The 24,688-nt window shown below is 43.3% G+C and carries 25 protein-coding genes and 1 tRNA gene; 8 read left to right on the forward strand and 18 right to left on the reverse strand.

Going from position 1 to position 24,688, the window contains the following annotated elements:
• Positions 1 to 76 precede the first annotated feature (76 nt).
• On the reverse strand, positions 77 to 1,738 hold the full coding sequence (locus F7R58_RS10840; protein ID WP_158064931.1) for an ABC transporter ATP-binding protein: 1,662 nt from the start codon (positions 1,736 to 1,738) through the stop codon (positions 77 to 79).
• Positions 1,739 to 1,870: 132 nt separating this feature from the next.
• Here F7R58_RS10840 and F7R58_RS10845 point away from each other — a divergent pair, with 132 nt between their 5' ends.
• Genes F7R58_RS10845 through yajC form a run of 3 tightly spaced genes read left to right on the forward strand, consistent with a single transcriptional unit; the run spans position 1,871 to position 3,639 of the window.
• The gene (locus F7R58_RS10845) at positions 1,871 to 2,776 is read left to right on the forward strand and encodes a transcription antitermination protein NusB (RefSeq protein WP_158064932.1); all 906 of its coding nucleotides are present in this window, start codon (positions 1,871 to 1,873) and stop codon (positions 2,774 to 2,776) included.
• Positions 2,777 to 2,789: 13 nt separating this feature from the next.
• Positions 2,790 to 3,299 (forward strand): DUF1573 domain-containing protein, encoded by a 510-nt coding sequence (locus tag F7R58_RS10850; protein WP_158064933.1) that lies wholly within the window; start codon positions 2,790 to 2,792, stop codon positions 3,297 to 3,299.
• A gap of 10 nt (positions 3,300 to 3,309) precedes the next feature.
• The gene (gene yajC / locus F7R58_RS10855) at positions 3,310 to 3,639 is read left to right on the forward strand and encodes a preprotein translocase subunit YajC (protein WP_158064934.1); all 330 of its coding nucleotides are present in this window, start codon (positions 3,310 to 3,312) and stop codon (positions 3,637 to 3,639) included.
• 52 nt (positions 3,640 to 3,691) lie between these two features.
• On the opposite strand, the gene F7R58_RS10860 is transcribed toward yajC, so the two are convergent.
• From F7R58_RS10860 to F7R58_RS10910, 11 genes are all read right to left on the reverse strand, one after another.
• A tRNA-His gene (locus tag F7R58_RS10860) sits at positions 3,692 to 3,767 on the reverse strand.
• 34 nt (positions 3,768 to 3,801) lie between these two features.
• Positions 3,802 to 4,521, reverse strand: coding sequence for a bacillithiol biosynthesis deacetylase BshB1 (bshB1, locus tag F7R58_RS10865; protein WP_158064935.1), 720 nt, complete (start codon positions 4,519 to 4,521; stop codon positions 3,802 to 3,804).
• A 67-nt stretch (positions 4,522 to 4,588) separates the two neighbouring features.
• Entirely contained in the window at positions 4,589 to 6,262 is a 1,674-nt protein-coding gene (locus F7R58_RS10870; protein ID WP_158064936.1) for a tetratricopeptide repeat protein, read from the reverse strand.
• A 97-nt stretch (positions 6,263 to 6,359) separates the two neighbouring features.
• Positions 6,360 to 7,229: a PstS family phosphate ABC transporter substrate-binding protein gene (locus F7R58_RS10875; protein WP_158064937.1), complete on the reverse strand. Its 870-nt coding sequence runs from the start codon at positions 7,227 to 7,229 to the stop codon at positions 6,360 to 6,362.
• Positions 7,219 to 7,416 (reverse strand): C4-dicarboxylate ABC transporter, encoded by a 198-nt coding sequence (locus tag F7R58_RS10880; RefSeq protein WP_158064938.1) that lies wholly within the window; start codon positions 7,414 to 7,416, stop codon positions 7,219 to 7,221. Before F7R58_RS10880 ends, F7R58_RS10875 begins: the two co-directional genes overlap by 11 nt.
• Before the next feature lie 69 nt (positions 7,417 to 7,485).
• Positions 7,486 to 8,325 carry an energy transducer TonB gene (locus tag F7R58_RS10885; RefSeq protein ID WP_158064939.1) on the reverse strand — a complete coding sequence of 280 codons (840 nt, stop codon included), beginning with the start codon at positions 8,323 to 8,325 and terminating at the stop codon, positions 7,486 to 7,488.
• A 23-nt stretch (positions 8,326 to 8,348) separates the two neighbouring features.
• Positions 8,349 to 8,912: an ExbD/TolR family protein gene (locus tag F7R58_RS10890; RefSeq protein WP_158064940.1), complete on the reverse strand. Its 564-nt coding sequence runs from the start codon at positions 8,910 to 8,912 to the stop codon at positions 8,349 to 8,351.
• A 4-nt stretch (positions 8,913 to 8,916) separates the two neighbouring features.
• Entirely contained in the window at positions 8,917 to 9,522 is a 606-nt protein-coding gene (locus tag F7R58_RS10895) for an ExbD/TolR family protein (RefSeq protein WP_158064941.1), read from the reverse strand.
• An 81-nt stretch (positions 9,523 to 9,603) separates the two neighbouring features.
• Positions 9,604 to 10,473: a MotA/TolQ/ExbB proton channel family protein gene (locus F7R58_RS10900; protein WP_158064942.1), complete on the reverse strand. Its 870-nt coding sequence runs from the start codon at positions 10,471 to 10,473 to the stop codon at positions 9,604 to 9,606.
• A gap of 259 nt (positions 10,474 to 10,732) precedes the next feature.
• Positions 10,733 to 13,759 (reverse strand): leucine--tRNA ligase, encoded by a 3,027-nt coding sequence (locus F7R58_RS10905; RefSeq protein ID WP_158064943.1) that lies wholly within the window; start codon positions 13,757 to 13,759, stop codon positions 10,733 to 10,735.
• Between the two features lie 160 nt (positions 13,760 to 13,919).
• Complete coding sequence (locus tag F7R58_RS10910; protein ID WP_158064944.1) at positions 13,920 to 14,372, reverse strand: lipocalin family protein; 453 nt, start codon at positions 14,370 to 14,372, stop codon at positions 13,920 to 13,922.
• A 187-nt stretch (positions 14,373 to 14,559) separates the two neighbouring features.
• On the opposite strand from F7R58_RS10910, the gene F7R58_RS10915 reads away from it, so the two are divergent.
• A complete protein-coding gene (locus tag F7R58_RS10915) occupies positions 14,560 to 15,171 on the forward strand; it encodes a deoxyuridine 5'-triphosphate nucleotidohydrolase (protein ID WP_158064945.1) in 612 nt (203 codons plus the stop codon).
• On the opposite strand, the gene F7R58_RS10920 is transcribed toward F7R58_RS10915, so the two are convergent.
• From F7R58_RS10920 to F7R58_RS10940, 5 genes are all read right to left on the reverse strand, one after another.
• Complete coding sequence (locus tag F7R58_RS10920; protein ID WP_158064946.1) at positions 15,160 to 16,395, reverse strand: 3-deoxy-D-manno-octulosonic acid transferase; 1,236 nt, start codon at positions 16,393 to 16,395, stop codon at positions 15,160 to 15,162. The genes F7R58_RS10915 and F7R58_RS10920 overlap by 12 nt on opposite strands.
• Before the next feature lie 14 nt (positions 16,396 to 16,409).
• Complete coding sequence (locus tag F7R58_RS10925; protein ID WP_158064947.1) at positions 16,410 to 16,868, reverse strand: DUF1648 domain-containing protein; 459 nt, start codon at positions 16,866 to 16,868, stop codon at positions 16,410 to 16,412.
• Between the two features lie 9 nt (positions 16,869 to 16,877).
• Entirely contained in the window at positions 16,878 to 17,591 is a 714-nt protein-coding gene (locus F7R58_RS10930; protein ID WP_158064948.1) for a C40 family peptidase, read from the reverse strand.
• 12 nt (positions 17,592 to 17,603) lie between these two features.
• Positions 17,604 to 18,251, reverse strand: a complete 648-nt coding sequence (locus tag F7R58_RS10935; RefSeq protein ID WP_158064949.1) for an O-methyltransferase — start codon at positions 18,249 to 18,251, stop codon at positions 17,604 to 17,606.
• 73 nt (positions 18,252 to 18,324) lie between these two features.
• Positions 18,325 to 19,161 (reverse strand): flagellar motor protein MotB, encoded by an 837-nt coding sequence (locus F7R58_RS10940; RefSeq protein ID WP_158064950.1) that lies wholly within the window; start codon positions 19,159 to 19,161, stop codon positions 18,325 to 18,327.
• A 79-nt stretch (positions 19,162 to 19,240) separates the two neighbouring features.
• On the opposite strand from F7R58_RS10940, the gene tilS reads away from it, so the two are divergent.
• Together tilS and F7R58_RS10950 are read left to right on the forward strand one after the other, a co-directional pair.
• The gene (gene tilS, locus F7R58_RS10945) at positions 19,241 to 20,536 is read left to right on the forward strand and encodes a tRNA lysidine(34) synthetase TilS (protein WP_158064951.1); all 1,296 of its coding nucleotides are present in this window, start codon (positions 19,241 to 19,243) and stop codon (positions 20,534 to 20,536) included.
• A gap of 58 nt (positions 20,537 to 20,594) precedes the next feature.
• Positions 20,595 to 22,673: a protein-disulfide reductase DsbD family protein gene (locus tag F7R58_RS10950; RefSeq protein WP_158064952.1), complete on the forward strand. Its 2,079-nt coding sequence runs from the start codon at positions 20,595 to 20,597 to the stop codon at positions 22,671 to 22,673.
• A 35-nt stretch (positions 22,674 to 22,708) separates the two neighbouring features.
• Here the strand turns inward: F7R58_RS10950 and F7R58_RS10955 are convergent, their stop codons facing one another.
• A complete protein-coding gene (locus F7R58_RS10955) occupies positions 22,709 to 23,071 on the reverse strand; it encodes a rhodanese-like domain-containing protein (RefSeq protein WP_158064953.1) in 363 nt (120 codons plus the stop codon).
• Between the two features lie 119 nt (positions 23,072 to 23,190).
• Between F7R58_RS10955 and F7R58_RS10960 the strand changes: the two genes are divergently transcribed.
• Both F7R58_RS10960 and F7R58_RS10965 read left to right on the forward strand, forming a co-directional pair.
• Complete coding sequence (locus tag F7R58_RS10960) at positions 23,191 to 24,117, forward strand: YeiH family protein (RefSeq protein WP_158064954.1); 927 nt, start codon at positions 23,191 to 23,193, stop codon at positions 24,115 to 24,117.
• 61 nt (positions 24,118 to 24,178) lie between these two features.
• Entirely contained in the window at positions 24,179 to 24,676 is a 498-nt protein-coding gene (locus F7R58_RS10965; protein WP_158064955.1) for a hypothetical protein, read from the forward strand.
• The last annotated feature ends 12 nt before the right edge of the window (positions 24,677 to 24,688 follow it).

Below are 24,688 nucleotides of genomic sequence, written 5' to 3' on the forward strand. Positions count from 1 at the left end.
GATTTCTCCGAACCTCAAAATATTTTATTAATTATTTCTCAACCAAAATCTATTATCGATACCAAAAAGCGAAAATCTATGCAGACCGTTCTTTATCTACCGCCGTGAGATTCAAGATTTTATCGGCTCTTTTGGCACTGGACTCCCGGTGGGTGAAGATAACCGAAGTACTGTTATGAATATATTTTTCAATATTTCTCAAGATGTTTTCCTCGGTTTCGGTATCAAGAGCCGACAGTGAATCATCAAAAATAAGGATTGAAGGTTCCTTAATAATCGCACGGGCAATACAGATACGCTGTTTCTGACCGCCGGACAGCATGACACCACGTTCACCCACCTTGGTTTTGTACTGGTCTTTAAATTTCACAATATTCTTGTGTACATCGGCCATCTTTGCAGCGGCGATCACCTTCTCAAGACTGGCATCATCTACAGAAAAACCTATATTGTTTTCAATTGTATCCGAAAAAAGATAGCTTTCCTGAGGAATATATCCCAGATGCCGCCTGTAATTATACATACTGTGCTCATTCAGGTCTTTTCCGTCGATTAAAATCTTTCCCTCCGTAGGTTGCAGCAGTCCGGCCAGAAGGAGTGCCACGGTAGATTTTCCGCTGCCGGTCTTACCCATAATTGCAATGGACTGCCCCGCCTCTACCTTAAAACTCAGGCTATCCAAAGCTTTAATACCGGTATTGGGATAAATATAGGATACATTACGGAATTCTATAGATCCCCGTATGGGATAAACTGGCCCTTCCGTATCCACCACTTCTGACTTTAACGCAAGAAATTCATTAATTCTTGCCATTGACGCCTCTGCACGTTGGTTGATGGATGTTACCCAGCCAACCATGGAGAAAGGAAAAATAAGGATGTTGATGTACATGAAGAAATCCGCGATCTTCCCCACAGAAAGTTCATTGCTGAGGTACTTGTTTCCACCGATATACAGTACTACAACATTAAGCAATCCAATGACGAAAAGGATGATGGTAAAGAAGTACGCTTCGGTCCTGGCCAGATCCAGGGCTTTATCCTGGTAATCCCTTACTTTCAACCCATAATTTCGGGCAATGTACCGCTCGCGGGCGAAAAACTTCACCACCCGTATACCGGAAAAACTGTCCTGCACAAATGTTGAGATGGCCGACTGGCTTTTCTGCATCACCTTGGATTTCCGGTTGATGACGGAACTCACCCAATAGATGAGAAACGACAGAACAGGCAGCGGAATCAGGGTCCACAGGGTCATAGATACATCGGTACGCACCATATAGATACCCGTGATCAGCACAAGGATTAACAGATTCACGATGTACATTACACCCGGGCCAAGATACATACGTACCGCTACAACATCCTCGCTGAGGCGGTTCATCAGGTCTCCGGTAGTGGTTCTTTTGTAATCGGTAAGGGACAGCTCCTGGTACTTCCGGAAAATCTTGTTTTTAAGCTCGTACTCAATCCTGCGCGATGCAACAATAATGGTCTGACGCATCATAAAAGTGAAGAAACCAGTCAACAATGAGGAAGCTACAATTATGCCCACATAAATAAGTACCTGCCGGTTAAAACCCAAATGTCCGGAGGCAGCAATCTGATCTACAGATTTACCTACAAACTGAACCTTAAAAATATTAAAGAAATTACTGGCAATAATGAACAGAAACCCCCAAAACAGGAGTATTCGGTGTTTCCAGAAATAAGAGTTCAGTGTCTTAAGCGCTTTCATAGGTATAGTGATGCAGAAAATCACTGCATTAGCCGGCGCAAAAGTACAAATTTGAAAATTGTAAGCAGCGGCCGAGCCTCCCCTGTGTCTGCAAAAATTTCCTATCTTTGCACGCATAAAAAGCTCTTTGAAATGTTAGGAAGAAGACAGATCCGTGAAAAAGTGGTGGAAACCCTTTATTCATACTACCAGAACCCCATAAAGTTTGACGTTCTGGAGAAAAATATGCTTACCGAAATAGAGAAAATTTACCACCTCTACATCTACCAGCTTAATTTCATGGTCGCCTTAAAGGAACTTGCAGAAATGCAGATTGAGATTGGCCGCAGGAAATACCTCAAAACTGAAGAAAACCTTCACCCTAACCAGAGATTTATAGAAAATCTGGTGCTGAAGAAGATTGAGGACAACACAGAAAGAAGATCTTTTACCTCCAAACATGCCGAACTGAACTGGGACATGCACGATGACCTGTTGGTGAAAACTTTCCAGCGTATTATTTCGGGTAAGAGATACCAGGATTATATGAAGGAGGAAGAGCATTCTTTTGAGCAGGACCAGAAATTCATTGGAAAACTTTTCCTTAGGTATATTGCTGAAAATGAAGATTTTCATGAGCATCTGGAAGAGAAGGAAATGAGCTGGGGCGATGATTTCCATATCTCGAACTCAATGATTCAAAAAACCATCGGATTTTTTAAGGAAAACGAAGAATCGCACACGCTGATCCGTATGATCAAGGACAGTCAGGATGAAAATTTTGCGCGCCGGCTGCTTAGGGAAAGTCTGAATCACTGGGAAGAAAATGAAAAAAAACTTGAAGCGAAGCTGGAGAACTGGGACCTGGACAGGGTTGCTCTTATGGACAAGATTATCCTGGTAGCAGCTATCACCGAACTGGACCGCTTCCCCCTAACCCCTGCCCGGGTAATCATTAATGAATATATAGAGATTTCCAAGGTGTATGCCACAGACAGATCCAATATCTTCGTTAACGGTATCCTGGACAAATACACCAAAGAATTAAACAGAATATAAATTTATAAAAGGTATGAAAAAATCAATCGTTGTTCTGTCGCTTTTTGTTGCGGCATTGGGAGTTACCTCCTGTGAAAAGAAAGAAAATACAGAAGTAACCACTGAAGACACTGTGGTTGCAGAAGACAGCGTGGCAGCAGTGGATATGTCTGCAGATCCTGCAGCAGCAGCCGATCCTCAGGCTGAACTTATCAAAAAGGCTCAGTCCTACCCGCTTACAAGCCTGGCACTTTCAGAAAATCATTTTGATTTCAAAGATGTGAAGAAGGGTGAAAAAGTAAAACACGTATACGAAGTAACCAATACCGGCGAGAATCCACTGATCATCTCCCAGGTGAAGCCCGCTTGCGGATGTACTGCTCCTGACTATACCAAGACTCCTATCCTACCGGGACAGAAAGGAAGCGTTACACTTGAATTTGATTCATCAAGTTTTGACGGTCTTCAAAACAAGCAGGCAGAGATCTTTGCTAATGTAGAGAAACCTGTTGTACTTACATTTTCGGCAAACGTTGTAAACTAATTGACCTAAGATGATAAGTATATTTTTACAGGCCCCGGCAGCAGGTGGCAGCAGTATGACAATGATGCTGATGATGGGCTTGATGTTCGTCGGTTTTTATTTTCTGATGATCCGTCCGCAAATGAGAAAGGCGAAGCAGGAAAAAAATTTCCAGGAATCACTGAAAGTGGGACAGCGTGTGGTAACCACAGCTGGTTTACACGGAAGGATTGCGCAGATTATGGAAGACGGTGTTGTTATTGAAACACTTTCCGGCAAACTGAAATTTGAGAAATCTTCCATCTCCCGCGACTATACTCAGGCTAGATTTCCTGACACCGCAACTGAGGAAGCCAAATAATAAACATCCACAAAAAACAAAAACGTACTGAAATTCAGTACGTTTTTTGTTTGGGTGAATGAGGGGTCTCGAACCCCCGACCTCCGGAACCACAATCCGGCGCTCTAACCAACTGAGCTACAATCACCGTTTGAGGTTGCAAATATAGCGCTTTTGGCTAAACTACAAAATAATTCCGTCAAAATTTTTCAGTGCCAGAAGCCTTTCAGTGGTAAATCCCTCTGCAAACTGCACGCCGGATAACCTGCCCAGGTCCTGAGCCCGGTAAGTCAGGCTCTCCTGGAAATCTTTAGTCGCGATCGGCGTCATAGGTTCATTCGATTTTGGATCATAAAACTGAGTTTTGTAAGCCATACAGGCCTGCAGCTTCAAGTCCATAAAATCAGAGATATCTACAACAAAATCAGGCTCTAAATTCCTCCATTGAATATAATGGAAAACCTGCTTGGGTCTCCAGGCTTGCTGAGGTTGACCCTCCAGCTCTGTTTCAATCTTAATGAGCCCAGCAAGAAAACAGGCATCGGAAATGAGTTTTGCCGCCTTTCCATGGTCTGGATGACGGTCATCTACCGCATTAGCAAAAACAATATCCGGCTGATATTTCCGGATCATCTTTACGATCTGCAACTGGTGCTCTTCATTATTCAGCAAAAAGCCATCTTTCATACCCAGGTTTTCCCTGGCAGAAATCTTAAGGATAGCTGATGCTTCCGCGGCTTCCTGCGCACGTGTGATGTTGGTCCCGCGTGTTCCCAGTTCTCCCTCCGTAAGATCAATTATTGCCACCTTTTTTCCTTCGGATATAAGTTTGGCTACGGTTCCGCCACAACCGAGTTCAACATCATCAGGATGCGCTCCTATCGCTAAAATATCAACTTTCATATTATGATTAAAGGGTAATAAAAAAATCCCGGCCTGCATTAAGGCCGGGAATACAGAATCCTGTATATTATTTATTCAAATTTGCGTTCAGGTTCACAGCATCTTCGTAGCCTGGATTAAGCTGTACCGCTTTGGCAGCATAATCTTTAGCTTTAGCCAAATCTTTAGTCTGGTTAAAGTAGGCTACAAGATAATAAGCATACGATAACGTCTCCTTTTGAGCAGCCTGCTCCTCCGGCTTTTGTGCCAAAACTGTATCAATGAATTTCTGATATGAAGATTCGGCCATTGCCTCATTTCCTAACTGCTGGTAGGCAGCTCCTTTCGCATAGTAAGAGTAAGCCCAGGTAGGCGAAAGTGCGATCATTTTATCCCATGTCAGGATGGCTCCATTCCAGTTCTGGGCTTCCTGATAAGCGCTCCCCAGTTTTACCAGGGCATCGGCATCATTGGGGTTGGCTGCAGTCTGCTTTTTCAAAGCCTCAATCGCAGGGTTCGTAGGTCCAGCGTTTGCTGCGGCAGTACTGGCTCCTCCTCCCTGGATCTTAAGAAGTTCATTGTCCCAGTTCAGCGTCTCATCCTTGGCATTTTTCGCAATGGCGATTTTCTGCTGAGATTCAATCATCATTGAGGATTTCTTAGCCGCATCTTTTTCGTCCTTTGCAAGACCTGCCAAAATAAGTCCTTCCAAACCACGGTCGGCAGGGTAGATTCTGGATTTATCTGTCACTGTGTTGATGAAGGTATTCAGATCCGTCTGTGCCTGTGTATATTTACCGTCAGCATAATCAAGATAAGCCCTTAATTTATACTTAATAGGATCCTGAACTACATTAAACACTTTATCCAATACAGCGCGCGAATTTGCGTAATCCTGGTTGGTAAAATACAGTTTTGAAATTTCCAACTGCGTTCCCGGATCCTCATCGGCATATTTAGCATAGTTCACAAGCGCCTGAGTGGCTGCCTGTGGCTGCTGAAACTTCATTTCATAGCCGGCCAGAGCACGGTAGGCCGGTGCATAGGTAGGATCGGTAGCGATGGCCTGCGTAATTCTTTCCTTTGCCATCTTCCACTGGTTGGCTTGCATCCACAATGTACCCATACGTGTATAAACTGACGCTTTGTTTTTGGCCAGTGGTAAGGCTTTTTCGTAAGCGGACATTGCTTTACCCGCTACCTGTGGGCTGTTGGTGAGCTGCAGGCGGTAGGCATCGCCCAGCGTATAGTAGTAATTTGCAGGGATACCGGATTTCATAGCACGCTCAATTGCCTTATCAAGATATTGAATGGCCAATTCGGGATTACTGTTCTTTTCAAAAAGTGTAAGTGCCTGCCCTGCGCGGAAAAGAACTTCTGCATCTTTCTCCTTGGAATCCTTTACAATATTCTGGATTTCGGTAATGGCGGATTTATCCCCTTTACCAAGTTTTATAGTAGCTAAACCAAGTTTATTCAGGTTACTCTTACTGTCTGCAGCAAGACCTTTTCTAAAATTCTGTTCAGCGGCTGCCCAGTCGGGTTCGTTTTGAGTAAGGAAGGTATTACCCAGGTAAAAATAGTTCTCGGCTGATGGAGATTTGCTAACCATCTGTTCGAAATTTTGTTTTGCCTTTGCATACTTATGACTGTCTATACTGGTAATGCCATCCTGAAGAGTCTGACCAAAAGTAAAATTCGCGAAAAAAGCTGCCGCGACGGCGAACACTGCTTTTTGGGATAATTTCATATAATTTTTCATTTATTTATTTTTCGATTATATTTAATTCGGTTAATGTTACACAATATCCATTCCAAAAACGGAAATTGAGCATTAATCGTACTTTCAGAAGGAAAAATTAGTACATTTTAACTTCCCTTTGGTAAAGGTTGTATTTTTGAAGTCCTTCTTTATCCACGATCATCTGTCCCAAATGGGTACAGGAAAAACGTATAAAGCCGTGCGCGATGCCGAAGGTGCGTTCATTGACGAGAAAATACAGCACACGTGTGAAGGGGTAGGACATATTGGCAAGACTCTGTGTATCCGGAGTGGTAATTTTCCCGTTATGGCTTACCGGAAGAATCTTCACCTGCGACCTTAAACTGTCGGCTTCCTGTGAGTAGGGTCTGCTTAATGTATTGAGACCTATGACACCGATCTTACCCGGATACTTTTTCAGTTCACCAATGATATTGCGGTTTCCGCTGATAATGGAATACTGTAAATCCGAGGCTTTTTTTCCAAGTTTCTGTGCAATGAAATTCAGATTACTGGCATTTGTTCCGTCAAAAATAAGTTGTTTATCCGGAGATTCCATGGCTGCAGAAATCTCTTCCATCGTAAGGGCAGAGCGTTCAGAATCCTTCGGCACAATAAATACCAGGGCATCCGCCGCAAATTTTGCGGGTTCATACTTAGACTCGGTCACCCTTTCAAACTCATCTATCTCGGCTGGCGAAAGGTCTCGGGACATTACAGCTACTTTTGCCCTGCCCTGAAGCAAATCCAGAAACCCTAAATCTTCTTTACGCACCTCTACCTTTACTTCGGTATCGGGATAATGTATCATGTATCCGTCTGCCAGTGCTACTGTCACGCTTTGAAATGATTCATCTGTGAACACCGTCAGCTTGCCCTCATGATAGTTCTGAACAGTAGGCTCTGCCTTCTTCTTGCAGCCAAACAACATGGCGGACAGCATTATGATAAATATATTAATCCTCATTACGGTCCTGTCTTAATCTGTGAACAGCTCTGAAAATCCTGAAACCACCATACACTATGAGTAAGGCTCCAAGCGCATAGGCGATATTGGGTTCGAGCGGAATGAAAAACCAGAATTTCAGTATTACAAATACACCAAGAATAATGTAGAAAATCCCGGCGAGAATGGATAACCAGTTGAATAACATATTACAAAAATATAAAAAATAAAAAAGAGAAGCGATTGCTTCTCTCTTATTTGATTATAGAATAAAATACTATTCGAATGCCATCGTTAACGGCAGCCTGTATCTTGAACGTACACTCTGTCCGTTTACCTTGGCAGGTGTCCACTTGTTCTTGATAGATCTGATTGTTCTCTCAGCCTCCGCATTAAAGTCTCTGTTTGGACCTTTAGCTACTACATCAGTGATGGATCCGTCCCGTTCAACTACGAAAGTAATGTCGGCCTTGATTTGTCCACCTTCACCTTCGAAGTCCGATCCGTCAAAGTTACTCATTACCTTCTGTCTGAAAGCCTTGAGACCGCCGGGGAACTCAGAAGACTGGTCTACCGTATCATAAACTTCCGTTGTACTCACTTTCGGTGCTTCAATCGTCGCAGCCTTAGTACCGGTTGATGGTGGTGGCGGCGGCGGCGTGTAGCTTGGTGTTTTCACCCCTTCCTGATTCTGAAGACCTGTGGTTGTTTCCAGCTGCTTTGAAATTGGCGGCGGTGGTGTTTCTACCTTCGGCGCTTTTTTCGGTTCAGGTACAACGTTCTGGATTACCTCCTGCTTAGGTTCCTCTTTTGGTGGCGGTGGCGGTGGTGGTGGTTCTTCCTCCTTAGGTTGTTCCAGAATTACATCTTCCTGAATAATTTCAATAAGTTTTGCATCTACTTCCTGTTTAGCTTCAGCATTCATCTCCTGAATTTTAAGGATGACGAATGGAGTTAAAGCTAAAACAAGAAAAAGAACGGTACCTCCTATAAAGGATCTGGTGAGTACTTTCCTGTAACTGTTACGCAGATCGTAGGCACCATACTGTTTATTTCTGTTCTCAAATACAATCTCATCTAAGGTTAGATTAGGACTGTAGTTGTTATCATCTGCCATTTCTTTTCTTTTTATGGTTAGATTTAATTGTTCGCTGCAGGTGCTGCTGAGCCACCTACTTTTCTGTCATAAACAGCCTGCTCCCAGGGTTTAACGTCGGTAACACCGTACATCTCACTGTTGGTGATGGCCATTTCATCCAGAATATCAACAAAGTTCTTATAAACCGCATCATCGGTAGGTTTTATAATAACTGTAAATTTACTCTGGTCTGCTGCTCTGGCTTTTGCCTGCTTAATGATATTCCTTATTCCTTCGCGGTCGAAAGAAGTTTCATTAAGTGTTGCGTCTGTCAGACTTGTATTATCCTGCTGATGCCAGAAAATCCTGTTGTCCTTGCCAATTAGCAGAGAAATTGAATTGGATAATTTGATTTCCGTATTAGGCTTTGGCTCATTTACTTTCGGCTTAGCCGGAAGTCCCAGGTCCATTACATTCGGTTTATTAAAAGTTGTAACCAACATGAAGAATGTAATCAAAAGGAACGCCAAGTCCACCATTGGGGTAAGATCCACGTGAGGTACCTGCTTCTTGGAGCGCACCTTGCCGCCTTTCCCGCTACTGTCTTTTACTTGTACTTCTGCCATTTCTTTATTCTTGTGCTGTTTCCTGACTCGTTATTAACCAGAACTTCAAGAAGTCTATATCTCTCAATCCTTCAAACAGGGCTTTCACCTTCGGATATTTGGTCTGGGTATCTCCTTTAATCGCTAACTTATAGTCCGGGTTTACAGCCAAACTTTGCTGCACCCAGTCAATAAGCTGTTTATTCGTACTGTCCATCGGAATTCCGGTGGGGCTCTTATAGGCCTTACGGTCCTCAGCAGACAGATTCAGGAAACCTTTAAGCTGATTCATTGGTACCCCGATGGCCTGAACCTGTGAAAAGGCGGCTTTCTCCGGGTCCGTGAATTTCATACCATACTTCTCTCCCATATTATCCAGCAGCTGCATTCTCTCGCTGCCGTTTTCCACAGGTGTAAAATAGAACTTTCCGTCTGGTGTGCTCAGAATAGTCATTAAACTGGCATCCGGAAGAAGTTTTTCAGATATAGAAGATGGCGTGGTTATCGTCTCAACATCAGGTTTCGCAAACTGAGCCGTGAGGATAAAGAACGTAAGGAGTAGAAATGATACATCGGTCATCGCCGTCATATCCACCCTTATATTATGTCTTTTTGGTTTGACTCTCGCCATTATATTTTATTTTATTATTAAACTTCACCTAAAAGGACCATTAAACTTTGGGTACAATGGTCCCCCAACATCTGGAATCTCTTAGTGAAATTCAGCAAATGACTGCTGGATAGACATAGCGATTTCATCGATCTTAAATGTCAGTCCGTCAATTTTGGAAGTAAAATAGTTGTAAAGAATAATCGCAACAGCAGAAGTACCAATACCTAAAGCAGTATTAACAAGTGCTTCGGAGATACCGATAGAAAGTGCTGCTGAATCTGGCGTACCACCACCGGAACCCAGCGCATCGAACGCCTTGATCATCCCGATTACCGTACCAAGAAGTGCTACAAGCGTTGCAACTGTACCCAGTGTAGAAAGGATCATCATGTTCTTCTCCAGCATTGGCATCTCAAGAGTTGTAGCTTCTTCGATTGATTTGTTAAGAGCTACCATTTTCTGCTCTTTATTCATTGTCGTATCGTGTGAAAGCGCTTTGTAAGTTGTAAGACCCTCCTTAACAACGTTACCTACGGAACCCTGCTGTCTGTCGCATTCTTCAATAGCTTCATCAATTTTATTCTGGTTAAGCAGCCTTCTAACAGTAAGTACAAAATTATCAACGCTAGAAGCACCTGAAGCTTTTCTTAAAACCAAAGCCCGCTCAATAGCGAATACAATAACGATAATCATAAATGCGATCAGAATTGGTACGATTGGCCCCCCCATGTAGATAATCCCCATAAATCCGTCACCAGGATGAAGCTCCTTAGTTTCCAAACCGGAAAATGCCACTGAAGGAAGTCCTTCCAGCCTTGGATCTGCTTTAAAATTACTTGGATTTCCAAGAACAAATAGATAAATGGCAACACCTATCAATAGAAGGATAGGAATAATTAATGCAGGATTTAAACCTCCTACTTTTTTAGCAACTACTTGCTCCCCATTGTTTGAAACATTCATTTCCATATTTAACTAAATTATAATTGTTATTTTTTTTAAAATTTATGCCGTAAAATAAAAGCAAATATTATTATCACGCAAACTTTTTAGCCTATCACCACGATAGAAAAGCTAATGTTAATGATAATTAATATTGTCAAATTATTAATCTGAAAGGCAAAAAAGCGGGAAATTTAGTCCCTACGCCCAAAATCGTTAAAAAATACGAAATATTAATTCATTTTTTTATTGATTTCGCAACAAATTACTGTCCTTATTACAGAAATCAGACGACAATATTAACTATTTTATTCCGAACAATAATTACTTTTTTGGGCGAATTACCGCCGAGTTGCTGAATGGTTCTTTCGTCCTTCATCACCTCAGTCTCAATTTGCTCTGTATCCAAATCGGTACCAAGACTTATCTTAAACCTCATCTTGCCGTTAAAACTTACTGGATATTCAAAATTGGCCTCAGTCAGATATTCTTCCTTCAGATCCGGAAAGGGAACAGTTTCAATGGAATCAGTATGTCCCATTACACTCCACAACTCTTCGCAAATGTGTGGTGCATAGGGGGAAATTACAACTGCCAAAGGTTCCAGGATTTTACGTTTGCTGCATTTAAGCTTCTGCAATTCATTTACAGCGATCATGAAGGATGAAACGGAAGTATTGAACGAAAAATTGTCCAGATCGTAAATTACTTTCTTTATTAAAGTATGCAATACCTTGTATTCTTCCTTAGTTGGCTCGTCCTCAGACACATCTATATCGTCGCCATTGAAATACAGGTTGTAGAATTTCTTCAGGAAACCATAGACACCAGTCAGTCCCTGAGTATTCCACGGTTTACTCTGCTCCAGTGGACCCAAAAACATCTCGTAGAGACGCAGACAGTCGGCACCGTACTCTTCGCAGATTTCATCCGGATTCACAACGTTATATTTGGACTTGGACATTTTCTCCACTTCACGTTCGGTTATGTACTTCCCATCTTCCAGAATAAATTCAGCATCCGCAAACTCGGGACGCCACTTTCTGAATGCCTCAACATCCAGTTCATCGGTGGCACCTTTCAGAAGGGAAACATCCACATGAATCTTCTGAAAATTATGGTGATAAACATTAGGATTTACGTCGACCGAACGGTATCCTTTCTTCTGTGCGTAAGCATCCAACTGTAATATTGTATCGTACAATTGACGTTCCTCATCTGTTAAACCTTCGTTGTTGTTACCTTTAATCTTAATCGCTAACAAATTTTCCCAATTCCTGTCATATAATTCCTTAATTTGTCTACTGAAAAGAATACCACAATCGTTATGTACAGAGATTGTTCCTGAACCATCTTCCATCACGTACAAAGGAGCATACCTAAATACAAATGCACTCATTCCCAGAATCATTCCCTGGTTAATCAGCTTTTTAAACGGTTCTTCATGGCTGATATAGCCTCTGTCCTTCAGGAACATATTCCAGAAACGGGCGTAAAGCAAATGGCCGGTCGCATGTTCGCTTCCTCCGATATAAAGGTCTACCTGACCCCAATAGTCTGCTTTTTCCTTATCCACAAATACATCTTCATTGGCTGGGTCCATATACCGTAAGAAGTACCAGGAACTTCCGGCCCAACCGGGCATGGTAGACAGTTCCAGCGGGAACACGGTGCTCCCGTCTATGCGGTTGGTGGCCACTACTTCCTGATGAACCTCATCCCAGGCAAAGATTCGGGCATTTCCCAATGGCGGATCACCGTCTTCGGTGGGCAGATATTTCTCCACTTCCGGCAGTTCAAGCGGCAATGCAGAAGTGGGCAGAGTATACGGCATTCCGTCCTTATAGTACACCGGTACGGGTTCACCCCAATAACGCTGACGCGAAAAGATAGCGTCACGCTGCCGGAAGTTAATCTTGCCATGCCCTATACCACGGTTTTCAATCTCATCAATGATCTTTATTTTGGCCAAATCGTAAGTCAGGCCATTCAGAAATTCGGAGTTGACGCATACGCTGTCTTTACTGTCGTAGCTTTCAACCTGAATATCCTGATCATTTTGAATCACATTTATAATTTCGAGGCCAAACTTCACAGCAAAACGGTGATCGCGCTCGTCATGAGCCGGTACAGCCATCACTGCGCCGGTACCGTAGCCCATCAGAACGTAGTCCGAAATGTAGACAGGCATTTTCTTATCGGTGAAAGGGTGCCGCACATAACTTCCCGTGAAGGCACCGCTCACATTCTTAACATCAGTCATACGGTCACGCTCCGTTTTCCTGGAAGTTTCCTCCCGGTAGTTATTTACTTCTTCTCTCTGCGAATCAGTGGTCAGAAGATCAACCAGTGGATTTTCCGGAGCGAGGACGATAAAAGTAGCACCAAATATTGTATCCGGACGGGTGGTAAACACCTCAATGGAGGTATTTGCAGTTTCCGTCTCAAATCTTAGTGATGCACCCTGCGATTTACCGATCCAGTATTCCTGAGAATCCTTAAGAGGCTGTGGCCAGTCAATATTCTGTAAACCCTGCAGCAGACGTTCAGAATAGGCGGTGATGCGCATGCTCCACTGCATCATTTTTTTCTGGAAAACCGGAAAACCGCCGCGTTCCGATTTACCGTCCTTTACCTCATCATTGGCAAGTACGGTACCCAGGCCCGGACACCAGTTTACTGTAGTTTCGGCGCGGAAGGCCAAACGGTAATTCAGCAGAATTTCCTGCTTACGGACTTCGGAAGCTTCCTGCCAGTCAGCAGCGGTCAGGCTTAGATTTTCATTCTGAAACGCAAAAAGCTGATCTGTCCCATGATTATTAAGATGTTCAATAAGAGTGGAGATGCGCTCGGCTTTATCTGTGCTGCGGTTATACCAGGAGTGGAAGAGCTCAATAAAGATCCACTGTGTCCATTTGTAATAGGAAGGTTCGGAAGTTCGTACTTCACGGCTCCAGTCAAAGGAAAAGCCGATTCGGCGCATCTGTTCCTCATAGCGTGTTATATTCTGCTCTGTGGTTACTGCCGGATGCTGGCCGGTCTGTATGGCGTACTGTTCCGCCGGAAGACCAAAACTGTCGTAACCGATAGGGTGCAGCACATTGAAACCCTGATGCCTTTTATATCTTGCGAAGATATCGGACGCAATATATCCAAGTGGATGACCTACATGTAGACCTGCTCCGGAGGGGTACGGAAACATATCCAGGGCATAGAACTTAGGCTTGCTGCGGTCTTCCGACGTTTTATAGGTTTGATTTTCCTGCCAGTATTTTTGCCATTTACGGTCGATCTGCTGATGATTGTAAAACATTATTCCTTATTATCAATGAGTTTGCAAATTTAAGGCATTGCAGGCAAACTACACCCATAACCGCGACTGAAAGCGCTCAGCTCTCTATAATAAACCAATTTGGCTGCAGCGCATAAAAAAACCCTTCCGAAGAAGGGCTTCAGTGCGGTTATGAAATTATTTACTGAACACGCACCATGGTGTAAACCTGGGATTCGTAAGTATCCGCGTTCAGGTCTATCTCCTCAATCTTAAGGTTCATAGTGGTATCGGTAAGATCAGAAATCTTGCCTGTGTCCTGTCCGGTAAGGTAATTAATTACAATATCACCGGTTTTAGGATTATACTGATAATTGATGGTGCTCTGGAATGCGATATGACAGGTTGTGAACGTATCGTCTTGCCTAAGCACACTTCCGGTATTATCTTCATTAAAAGTCCAGCGGGAAAGTTGCTGGCAATCCGTATACCAGTAGGTCTCGGAGTTGGAGCCGGTACTGTCTACAGTAGTTTCCACCATCTTTACAGGTTTCCAGACACCGGTAATCCTGGACTTTACTACCTCATCATCATCACAGTTCATCAGGAAACTAAATGCGAAAAATGCAGCAATTAATAAAAATATCTTTTTCATGAAATTTATTTAAGGCGTTAAAAGTAATAAATATTTTAAAGATTCAAATGTTTTTATTCGGGTTCCGGTCATTAAAGGTGTTATTTTTACGCTAAATTCATTTGCAGGACTTTAAAGTGGTAACACCGACCGTTCCATCTAATCACCTGCAAGCAAATCAGCAACCACCTTTTCCGAAAACAGGCACATGGAATACTCAAAAGAATTTAAACAGGCGCTCAGTACCTTTACACCCGCCGAAAAGGACAAACTCATCTTCCGGCTCCTGAAAAAGGATAAAATCCTTTCGCAAAAACTGTACTTTGAACTAATTGATCCTGAAAACACCGACGACAAACGTATAAAGATGGAAACCTACATTGTACAGGCGGTAGCGCAGGCAGCTAAAAATCACCGAAATCCGAAACTGTTCCTGCAGTTAATACGTAAGATAAGCGCAGCAATCACCGAACATGTAAAAATTACAACGGATAAATTTGGGGAAGTTTCCCTTAATCTTCTGCTCATCTCCGAGGTGCTGAAACAACCACAGCGTTATGGCGACACCCATAAACTGCATATTTATCTGCTGAACAAAATACTCAGGATGCTTACGCTGACAATAAAACTTGACCCTGATTATTATATTGACCTGGCGGAACTGTACCGGCTGATCAGGGATCAATTAACAGCAAATACTCAGCTCAATTCACTCAGTAATCGTATAGGCCTTAATCCCGATTGGCTGGAACCGGACTTCATTCCGGAAAATATTGCGGACACTTACAGAAGTATAAAAAACCGCGGACTACTCCGATAAAATTTTGTCTATTATCAACCGGGTGGCATCTGGCTGCCCGCTTACAAATTTGGCTGCATTCTCTCCCATTTCGCGGGCCATGGCAGGATTTTGAAGGAGTTTTATCAGGAAATCTGAGGCCTGCGTCTCATTTTCAAATGATTTTCCGCCATGTTTTTCCAGCAACTGATCGGCTTCGGGGTTTTTGGTGTATTTATTTCCGAAAAGCACGGGAATACCAAATGTAGCAGCTTCCAGAATATTATGAAGTCCCTTCGAATGGAACCCACCGCCCACCACGGCCACATCGGCATAGGAATACAGTTTTGAAAGGAGGCCGATGCAATCTATGATAAGTACATTCTGATTTTCCCGCAGGGGCTGTCCGGAAACTAATTCCGAATAAAGGACTGCCTGTGGAAACAACTGCTGCAGAGTCCCCGTACGCGACAGGTCATGTGGCGCAATAATTATCTTGACATCGGGCTCATGATACGCGACGAGCAGCGCAATCTGCTCTTCCGTTTCCCAGGAGGAACCCAGAACAATCAGACTCTTGTCCTCTTTAAACTGCTGCACAAAAGGCACAAAATTATCTCTGTCTCTAATTTGCTTCACCCTGTCGAAACGGGTATCTCCGGCAATGGATGAATTATTAAGCCGAATCGTCCTGGCTAATCCGTAGGATGTGGGTGTCTGATGAAAAAACCAGCTGACATTCCTTCGAAGCTGTTTCACGAACCAACCGCCGTAAGGCTGAAAGAAAACCTGACGTTCATAGAACAGGGCGGAAACCACATAAACCTTTACATTGTTGCTTTTGAGGTGTGCCAGCAAATTATACCAGTACTCATACTTTACGGTAAAGAAAATTTCGGTATTAAAACCAGAAGTAAATTCCCCTATCCACCTCGGTGTGTCAAATGGAAGGTAGCAAACAGCATCGGCAATATTAGTTTTATGAATGACGTTATCGTATCCGGAGGGTGAAAAGAAGGTGATAAGGATTTTATGCTCCGGAAAATTCGCCTTCAGTTTTTCCAGCACCGGAATGCCCTGTTCATATTCGCCCAGACTTGCGGCGTGCATCCAAATGACGCGGTCCTCCGGCGAGAAGGCTTCTTTTACAATATCACAGCTTTGCCTCCTGCCCGCCAGTCCTTTTTTCAGCTTGTAGCTGAAAAGCGCACCTACCTTCATAGCAAAGATCATCAGCGAAATAAAAATATTGTAAAGAGACCTCATAGTTTCAGGCTTTGTTAATGCTTGACAGTTTCGTTTGCCTTCCCCAAATAAATAATCATCCCAATGATGCCGACATACAGCAAGCCAATTATAATTCCGGGCGACATGGAAAACCGTGCAGTATTATCCAGCGCCACCTGTACTGTTTGATAGGACATCCATGCAAAAATAAGCAGAACCAAAGTACACAGGACAGAGATAAATTTTTGGATGGCATGGGTATTTTTTTTGAAATCTTCCGGAAGGTTAATTTTGGAAGGATTAAAATAAACATAGGTGCAAACCCCAAAAAGCAGCGTGGCGATTCCGGCCCCCAGCCATATCATATAGCGGCTGCCAAAACCGTCAGGTGTTCCGTCGCCTGAAAAATGGACAGGGATGATTTCGGGAAGTTGGTTATAGTTTACAGCAGGGTAGATCCAGATAAAGACCAATAAGATAAGATTGACACCTGTTAAAAATTTTTGCAGCATATCCACAATTTACAGTAAACGTCTCACAAACCTAAGTCTGTGCGTATGTTTGTTTAAATCTACATTAAAGATACCGGAAGAATCCAGCAAATCGATCCTTACTTTACCGTATGCATGGATAATGCGCTGATCTTCAAGCATCATTCCTACATGTACAATATTTCCTTCTTCATCTTCAAAAAAAGCAAGGTCGCCCGGCAAACTTTCTTCAATAAAATCCAGAACGGTACCTTCTCCGGCCTGCTTGTGGGCATCGCGTGGCAGCAACAGCCCGTGTATCTTAAACACAATCTGCATGAAACCGCTGCAGTCTATGCCGAAAACACTCCTTCCACTCCATAGGTAGGGTGTATTCAGGAAAAGAATTGCGGTGCGGGCAATACTTTCATGGGTCGCCGGTATAACCTCCGCTGGGTGCGGTGACGCAATTTCGCTGCCCATTGAGATCATGACAGAGCCGCTTCCGGAAGGGACATAACCAAATAAATCAGTAAAAAAAGCAGTGGGCCGGGAAGAAAATTCTTCATCGGTAATGGCTGAGAGTTGGGTGTAATGAACAAATCCCTCATAACCGTCATAATCCATACGTACTTTCAGAAAATGACCTGCTGTTCCCAACACATCGGCACTTTCGCCAAAAAGCATCTGCGAGACCATTTCAGACCGGTGATTCGGCTCCCTGCGGAGCGGTGCTGCAGAAGTATTGCACACTGCCTTTCCCATGTACGTTTGAAGTTACTTTTTCCTTATTAAATTAATACCGTCGCGCAAAGGTAAAATAAGATTCTCAAAATCTCCGTCACGAGCCACCAAATCGTTAAGTTCGATAATCTGCTTTGTTGCTTGATCTGCAGGTTCGTCCGTCAAAACTTTACCATACCACAGCACATTATCCAAAAGAACTACCGAGCCGGAGCGCAGTCTGGGCTTTATAAGGTTCCAGTAACTTACATAGTTTTCCTTATCAGCATCAATAAATACCAAGTCAAAAACCTCATCAGTTTGCTGCAGAAATTCCAGAGCATCCTCAATTACAAAATTTATTTTTGCTGAATGCGGACTTTCCTGAAAGTATTTTCTGGGAATATAAGCCAGTTCCTCATTAACATCAAGCGTAGTAATCTTTCCGTCGGGAACAAGTCCTTCGGCCAGGCAAAGGGTGGCATATCCCGTGAAAGTACCTATTTCCAGGATATTGCGCGGGCTCAGCATCTTTGAAATTATTGTAAGTAACCGTCCCTGCTGATAGCCGGAGAGCATATGTGGCTGTGTGGTCTTCTGATAGGTCTCGCGCCGTAATCTTTTCAGATGTTCAGGCTCCCGGGAAGCATTACTCTCCAGGTAGCGGTCCATTTCCGGACACTGTTCTTCAAAAAAACTCATATAATTAAACTTTGGAAAAATAAATAAACAAAAAAATCCCGAATAAACGGGATTTCAGAGGTGTAAAAAATACTTAGTTCTTGACGGGAGCAATATCCATCAGCTTCATAAACTCATCCAGTTTAGGCATGATGATGATTTCTGTCCTGCGGTTCTCAGCTCTGCCGGAAACCGACATATTGGTCGCCTTTGGATTGTATTCGGAACGTCCGCCTGCCGTGATCCGGGAAGGATCAACACCAAACTGGTTTTGCAGCACACGTGCCATGGAGGTAGCTCTCAGCGCGGAAAGATCCCAGTTGTCTTTCGGAAGATTTGCCGAATTTAATGGAACATTATCCGTATTACCTTCAATCAGTACGGAATATTTATCATAGTCATTGATCACTTTTGCCACTTTACCCAGAACTTCCTGCGCAGACGGCTGAATATTATAATCGCCTGTCTTATAAAGCATCTTATCTGACAGTGAGATCATTACCACACCTTTCAGTACCTTAATTTCAACATCCTTGTCCGATACATTATCCAAGGATCTTTTAAGTCTGTTGGAAAGTGCCATGTTCAGACTGTCGTTTTTGGCATTGGTAGAAATCAGACGCTTGATATAGGAATTGGACGCGTTGATTTCGCCAATCAGTTTGTCAATGTTTGCAGAGCCTTTGCCGGTATTGGAAAGACAGGCGTCCAGTGATGATTTAAGCGCATCGTTCTGACTCTTCAGAAGGTTGTTCTCACTGGCGAGTCCTGAATTTACAGACTTCAAATCCTGGATTTCACGCTGGCGGTCACCAATATTGGTGATGCACTGGTTGTAATTTTCATTTAAAGCATCAAACTGTTTCCTGCTCACACAGGACGTGATGGTAACAGCAACTGCCGCAGCCACAATCATTTTTCCTATTTTCATAAGTAGTTGTTTTGTTAGTTTCAAAAGTACCGCTTATCGTCCGAAGATAAAAATTATCTTTGCTAAACATTTCTTAAAAGTGCTTACAATACAGACTTTTCAGGCCCAATTGGACCGTTTCGATGTCTCATTTTCGGAAGACCGCTTTCTTCTTGCAGTAAGCGGTGGCGCAGATTCCATGGTCCTGCTTCATCTCTTTCAGCAGACAGGCGTCAACTTTCAGGTGGCACATGTGAACTACCGGCTGAGAGGCAACGATTCGGATGCTGATGAAGAGTTGGTACGGAATTACTGTTCAGCGAAAAATATTAGATTTCACCTCTATACGGTTTCGGATAAAGATGAAAAACCTGAAGGCTCCGTACAGCTTTGGGCACGGGACCTTCGTTACCGTTTCTTCCGGCAAATTCAACAAAAGGAAAACCTTAACTATCTGGTCACCGCCCATCATCTGAATGACCAACTGGAAACCTTCCTCATCAACCTCTCCCGCGGCACCGGAATAAGGGGTCTGTGCGGAATCACGGAGTTTTCAGACGATATCCTTCGTCCACTGCTCCACTTTTCGAAAGAAGATATCTACCGTTTTGCCGGAGAAAATAAGATTCCGTTCCGTGAAGACCGGTCAAATGCAAAAAATGACTATCTGCGGAATATGATAAGGAACGAAGTTATTTCAAAACTGACAGATGCGCGACCGGACTTTCTGGAAAACTTTGACAAAACCATCAGCTACCTTATTGAGGCTAATAATTTTGTTGATGACAAGATTGCTGAGATCGAGCGTGTTTTAATTCAGGTAAACTTTGGGGGATTCAGTATTGATAAACCCGGGCTTCAAAAAGAAAGTGATTTTGCTAAATTCGAAATCCTGCGAAAGTTTGGATTCTCAAACAAGAACGAAATTTCAAAGATATTTTCAGCCGAAAAAGGCAAAGTATTCCGTTCTCCAACATACGAACTGACCGTGGACAGAGGAACGCTGGTACTGCAGGCCTTACAGGAAACGAAGTCTACGAAGCCTCAAGAATTCATTCTGAATATCCAAGAAGACGAAATCATCCTTCCGGATACCTTCAAAATCACTCGACGGAACAGCAATCGTCTCATGTGGCTTATTGACCGTGAGAAAGTGACCCTTCCGCTTAAACTACGGAAGAAGAAAAGCGGTGATGTGTTTTACCCGATCGGTATGATAGGCAAAAAGAAAATCAGCAAATTTTTTAAGGATGAAAAATTGCCTATTTTAGCCGCGCAGGAAATCTGGCTCCTTTGCGACTCCAGGGATGAAATACTGGGTGTGCTGCCTTTGCGTCAGGACAGGAGGTACGCCTCAGATGCGAAAACAAGCAGTATTATAACCTTAAAATTATAAGGATACCTTTCATTTTCTGCCCAAACCTATCCCCTAACTGATAAAAATATATTGGGTAATGAAGTTGATCAAATTTCTGTTTTTCACTTTCCTGTTCATTTTCGGAACATTTTCCGCACAGATAAAAGATCCTGTAAAACTTAGCTACGAAGTTCTGCCGCTGGGCGATAATCTTTACGAGGCCGTAATTACAGCAAAAATGGAGAGCGGCTGGCATATTTACTCCAAAGACCTGCCTCCGGACAGCGGTATTCCCACAGAACTCATCATCTCCTCAGCCGAAGGAATAACTCTTGTAGGCGGAATTGTGGAAGTCGGCAAAAAGCATGATGAATTTTCCGAAGCTTTTGGAGCCCAAATTGTTTATTATTCCAATTCGGCGAAGTTCAAGCAGAAATTCAGGCTTAAAAATCCGGTGCAACCGGCAACCATCGCTGCAGAGTTCACCTATCAAACCTGCGACGACCGTGTTTGCCTGGCGCCCAACACTCTGGAATTTGCAAAAAAAGTAACTCCGGATGGAAACGTGGCTGCGGCCGAGGTTCCGGTGATTGCTGCTGAACTGCCAAATGACAGTGCCAACATGACAACCGACACACTGGCAGCTACTGCAATCAGCCAGCCGGAAACCGGGACCTTAACCCAACTGGACCCTAATAAACTTAAAATAGAAAGCCTGGACTTTAACAACCCTCTTACAGATTGCGGTGAGGAGAAACAGGAAAAGAGTGAAAACTATCTCACATATCTCTTTCTGGGCTTTCTGGGAGGAATGATTGCCCTGCTTACACCCTGTGTTTTCCCGATGATTCCGCTTACAGTATCTTTTTTTACAAAAGGAAACAAGGACAGATCCAAAGGAGTAAGGGATGCCTTAATGTACGGTTTCTTCATCTTTGCCATTTTCACAGCTTTAAGTATTCCGTTTCATCTTATAGACGGAATCGCAGGAAATATCTTTAACCAGATTTCAACATCAATTTGGCTGAATCTTTTCTTTTTCGCCATCTTCATGTTCTTTGCGTTCAGTTTCTTTGGATATTTTGACATTACCCTACCCAGTGCGATAGCAAACCGCTCTTCACGTGCCGAAGAAGCCGGAGGCATGGTTGGTATCTTCTTTATGGCGCTTACACTCGTAATCGTATCTTTCTCATGCACAGGACCCATCCTGGGATCCTTGCTGGGGAGTGCAGTTACGGGAGCCGCCAATGTTCCCATGCTGCTTACTTTCGCCCTGGCGGGGTTCGGACTGGCCTGGGCCATCGTTTTTGGCGTGCTGGCTCTGTTTCCGCAGGCATTGCAAAGTCTGCCAAAGTCTGGCGGCTGGATGAATACGGTAAAAGTCGTTCTGGGGTTTGTAGAACTGGCATTGGCACTTAAGTTCCTCTCTAAGGCCGACCTTGTTTCGAAAACCTTTATGCTGAAAAGGGAGCTCTTTATCGTTTTGTGGATCCTGATTACGATTGGGCTTGTTCTCTATCTGTTCGGAATTATCCGTTTCCCGCACGACGATAAAAAAGCTAAGATTTCAGCCGGCAGAAAAGTCTTCGGTGTATTAGGAATCGGCTTCCTTGTTTACCTGATCCAGGGACTTGTGCCGGCAGACAGACCAAAGCTGCAAATGCTTTCAGGCATTTTGCCACCGCTTAATGTGAGTTATTTCCATGATGTGGAGGACGGTATCCTGGGCATGAAACCCGAACATGATTATTTTAAAGCCGTTGAGACCGCGCAAAAAGAGAACAAACCTATTTTATTGGATTTCACCGGGTATGGCTGCGAAAACTGCCGTAAAATGGAAGAATTTGTCTGGAGTGAGCCCGACATCCTGCCCATCCTTCAAAACGATGTGATACTGACTTCGCTTTATGTTGATGATAAGGAGGAACTGCCGGCAGACCAACAGACAAGGATTGACATGGGTAATGGCCAGGTGAAGCGGATTAAGACGATAGGCGACCGCTGGAGTATGTTCCAACAGATCAATTTCAACGATAATACACAGCCTGTTTATGTTCTAATTACCCCGGACGGCAAAGTGATTAACGCACCGTTCAAAGGATACAACAGCGACAAGGAAGTCTTCAAGAAATTCCTGGAGTGCGGTATCGGTTACTATAAGAATTCAAAATAGACAGAGTTCCGGCCTGCGGCCGGAACTTTTATTTTCTACTTCAGCGCTTCTTTCATTTGCGGAACATTTATTCCGTTGGTTACATTGTGAATTCCGTTTTCCTCCAGAATTTTAATTGCCTGGCCGCTGCGGTTTCCGCTTTTGCAAAAGACGATTACAGAAGGTTTACCGCGGAACTCATCCACCCGGCTTTGCACCTGATCCAGCGGGATGTTAATTGCACCGTCTATGCTTCCTTCTGCAAATTCTTCAGGGGTACGGACATCTACAAGCATAGCGCCTTGCCGAACCTGTTCTTTAATACCAGTCGGTTGCGTCTTTACTTCCGCAGGTTTGGTGGTATTACACTGCAGGTTAAAGAACAGCAGACCAATAAAAAGGGACGATATTATTTTCATTACTTAAAATTTTTATACAGTTTCAGAAAAGATATAAAAGGTAAATGTAAGGCTTTGTAACCTATATTACACAAAGAGTGATTCTCTTTAAATAACTTTGCAGGAATCAGTAAAAGACTATGGGTAAAAACAGGAATTTAGGGAAAGTTGTATTTTTTGTTCTCGCAGCCGTTTCTCTGCTTCCTTTCACGTCGGCGCCCGTTGCTTTGCTGCTCGGTGTCTTCTTCATCAATATTTTTCAGACCAAAATAGAGCGATTGCCGGAATACACTAAAAAAGTGCTGCAATACAGTATTGTGGGTCTCGGTTTCAGCATTAACCTGGGAATGGCCATAGAGGCCGGAAGCAAAGGTTTTCTGTTTTCTGTATTTACAATTATTCTGGTATTTGCGGCCGGCCTGCTCTTGGGAAAAATGCTGAATATTGACCGCAAAATCACCCAACTCATTTCCGCGGGCACTGCCATTTGTGGTGGCAGCGCCATTGCCGCCGTATCGCCAACAATCAATTCCACCAACAGCCAGAATTCAATAGCGCTGGGAATTGTTTTCCTGCTAAATGCTTTTGCATTACTCATCTTTCCCTATTTAGGGATGTATTTCGGACTCAGCCAGCAACAGTTCGGTATCTGGGCCGCAATAGCAATACACGACACAAGTTCGGTGGTTGGAGCAGCCAGTAAGTTTGGAGACGAGGCGCTGCATATCGCAACCACGGTGAAACTGGCGCGCGCTTTATTCATCATTCCCGTAGTGATTCTGTTTTCAATTGTTTACAAAAAGGAAACAAAGGTCCGGTTCCCACTCTTTATTGCGTTCTTTATTTTGGCGATACTGTTAAATACCTATTTGCCTTTTCTGAAGAATATCACACCCTACATCGCGGAAATATCGAAAGCAGGTCTTAAACTGGCCTTATTCCTTATAGGCACAGGGCTTTCAATTTTGAATTTGAAGTCGATTGGCCCAAAGCCATTTCTGCTGGCGATTTTGCTTTGGATTCTGATAAGTTCGGTATCACTTTTCGCAGTACTGAAATTTTTATAAAGTTACGACAGGTCGTCATTCAGCAGAAGCAATTGATTAACTTTGTTAAAACATTGAGACTTTGAAAAAACTGATACTGCTTCTTTCACTTTCCCTGATATCCTGCAATAAGAACATTGAAAAATACGAACAGAAAAAACTGGCCGATACCCTTCGCGTAATAGATTCTATAAACGCGGCGCGTACGGTTTACAATGACAGTATACGCGCGTTGAACAGCCAGAACAGATATCGCGACCTGACAGGCCGCCATAGATTTACGCACAGCGAAATTCCGGCTTCAGGAACAGTCCATTTTATCAAAAACGGACGTGACCAATATAAAGTGAGCGGCAAGGCTTCCTCCGGAAATGATTTTGTGGAAATAAACGGCGATTTAAAGGTGGTTACAATGCAGTATCTCAATTTTGAAGGTGTAATAAAACAAAAAATTAACGGAACAGCATTCAGACGGACATCAAAAACCTCATTTAAAGATGAGAAAAAGGGACCGTACTGGAGACTGCAGAATAAAAAAGGCGGCGAAGGTTTTGTGGAGTATATAGACATCCATTTCTAATATACTGCACTT

Origin of the sequence: Chryseobacterium sp., from assembly GCF_008831505.1 — a bacterium.
Lineage (GTDB): Bacteria > Bacteroidota > Bacteroidia > Flavobacteriales > Weeksellaceae > Marnyiella.

Bases quoted from the DNA above. Each gene is read 5' to 3' on its own strand.
- F7R58_RS10840 (WP_158064931.1), bottom strand. From the start codon at position 1,738: ATGAAAGCGCTTAAGACACTGAACTCTTATTTCTGGAAACACCGAATA.
- F7R58_RS10845 (WP_158064932.1), top strand. From the start codon at position 1,871: ATGTTAGGAAGAAGACAGATCCGTGAAAAAGTGGTGGAAACCCTTTAT.
- F7R58_RS10850 (WP_158064933.1), top strand. From the start codon at position 2,790: ATGAAAAAATCAATCGTTGTTCTGTCGCTTTTTGTTGCGGCATTGGGA.
- yajC (WP_158064934.1), top strand. From the start codon at position 3,310: ATGATAAGTATATTTTTACAGGCCCCGGCAGCAGGTGGCAGCAGTATG.
- bshB1 (WP_158064935.1), bottom strand. From the start codon at position 4,521: ATGAAAGTTGATATTTTAGCGATAGGAGCGCATCCTGATGATGTTGAA.
- F7R58_RS10870 (WP_158064936.1), bottom strand. From the start codon at position 6,262: ATGAAAAATTATATGAAATTATCCCAAAAAGCAGTGTTCGCCGTCGCG.
- F7R58_RS10875 (WP_158064937.1), bottom strand. From the start codon at position 7,229: ATGAGGATTAATATATTTATCATAATGCTGTCCGCCATGTTGTTTGGC.
- F7R58_RS10880 (WP_158064938.1), bottom strand. From the start codon at position 7,416: ATGTTATTCAACTGGTTATCCATTCTCGCCGGGATTTTCTACATTATT.
- F7R58_RS10885 (WP_158064939.1), bottom strand. From the start codon at position 8,325: ATGGCAGATGATAACAACTACAGTCCTAATCTAACCTTAGATGAGATT.
- F7R58_RS10890 (WP_158064940.1), bottom strand. From the start codon at position 8,912: ATGGCAGAAGTACAAGTAAAAGACAGTAGCGGGAAAGGCGGCAAGGTG.
- F7R58_RS10895 (WP_158064941.1), bottom strand. From the start codon at position 9,522: ATGGCGAGAGTCAAACCAAAAAGACATAATATAAGGGTGGATATGACG.
- F7R58_RS10900 (WP_158064942.1), bottom strand. From the start codon at position 10,473: ATGGAAATGAATGTTTCAAACAATGGGGAGCAAGTAGTTGCTAAAAAA.
- F7R58_RS10905 (WP_158064943.1), bottom strand. From the start codon at position 13,759: ATGTTTTACAATCATCAGCAGATCGACCGTAAATGGCAAAAATACTGG.
- F7R58_RS10910 (WP_158064944.1), bottom strand. From the start codon at position 14,372: ATGAAAAAGATATTTTTATTAATTGCTGCATTTTTCGCATTTAGTTTC.
- F7R58_RS10915 (WP_158064945.1), top strand. From the start codon at position 14,560: ATGGAATACTCAAAAGAATTTAAACAGGCGCTCAGTACCTTTACACCC.
- F7R58_RS10920 (WP_158064946.1), bottom strand. From the start codon at position 16,395: ATGAGGTCTCTTTACAATATTTTTATTTCGCTGATGATCTTTGCTATG.
- F7R58_RS10925 (WP_158064947.1), bottom strand. From the start codon at position 16,868: ATGCTGCAAAAATTTTTAACAGGTGTCAATCTTATCTTATTGGTCTTT.
- F7R58_RS10930 (WP_158064948.1), bottom strand. From the start codon at position 17,591: ATGGGAAAGGCAGTGTGCAATACTTCTGCAGCACCGCTCCGCAGGGAG.
- F7R58_RS10935 (WP_158064949.1), bottom strand. From the start codon at position 18,251: ATGAGTTTTTTTGAAGAACAGTGTCCGGAAATGGACCGCTACCTGGAG.
- F7R58_RS10940 (WP_158064950.1), bottom strand. From the start codon at position 19,161: ATGAAAATAGGAAAAATGATTGTGGCTGCGGCAGTTGCTGTTACCATC.
- F7R58_RS10950 (WP_158064952.1), top strand. From the start codon at position 20,595: ATGAAGTTGATCAAATTTCTGTTTTTCACTTTCCTGTTCATTTTCGGA.
- F7R58_RS10955 (WP_158064953.1), bottom strand. From the start codon at position 23,071: ATGAAAATAATATCGTCCCTTTTTATTGGTCTGCTGTTCTTTAACCTG.
- F7R58_RS10960 (WP_158064954.1), top strand. From the start codon at position 23,191: ATGGGTAAAAACAGGAATTTAGGGAAAGTTGTATTTTTTGTTCTCGCA.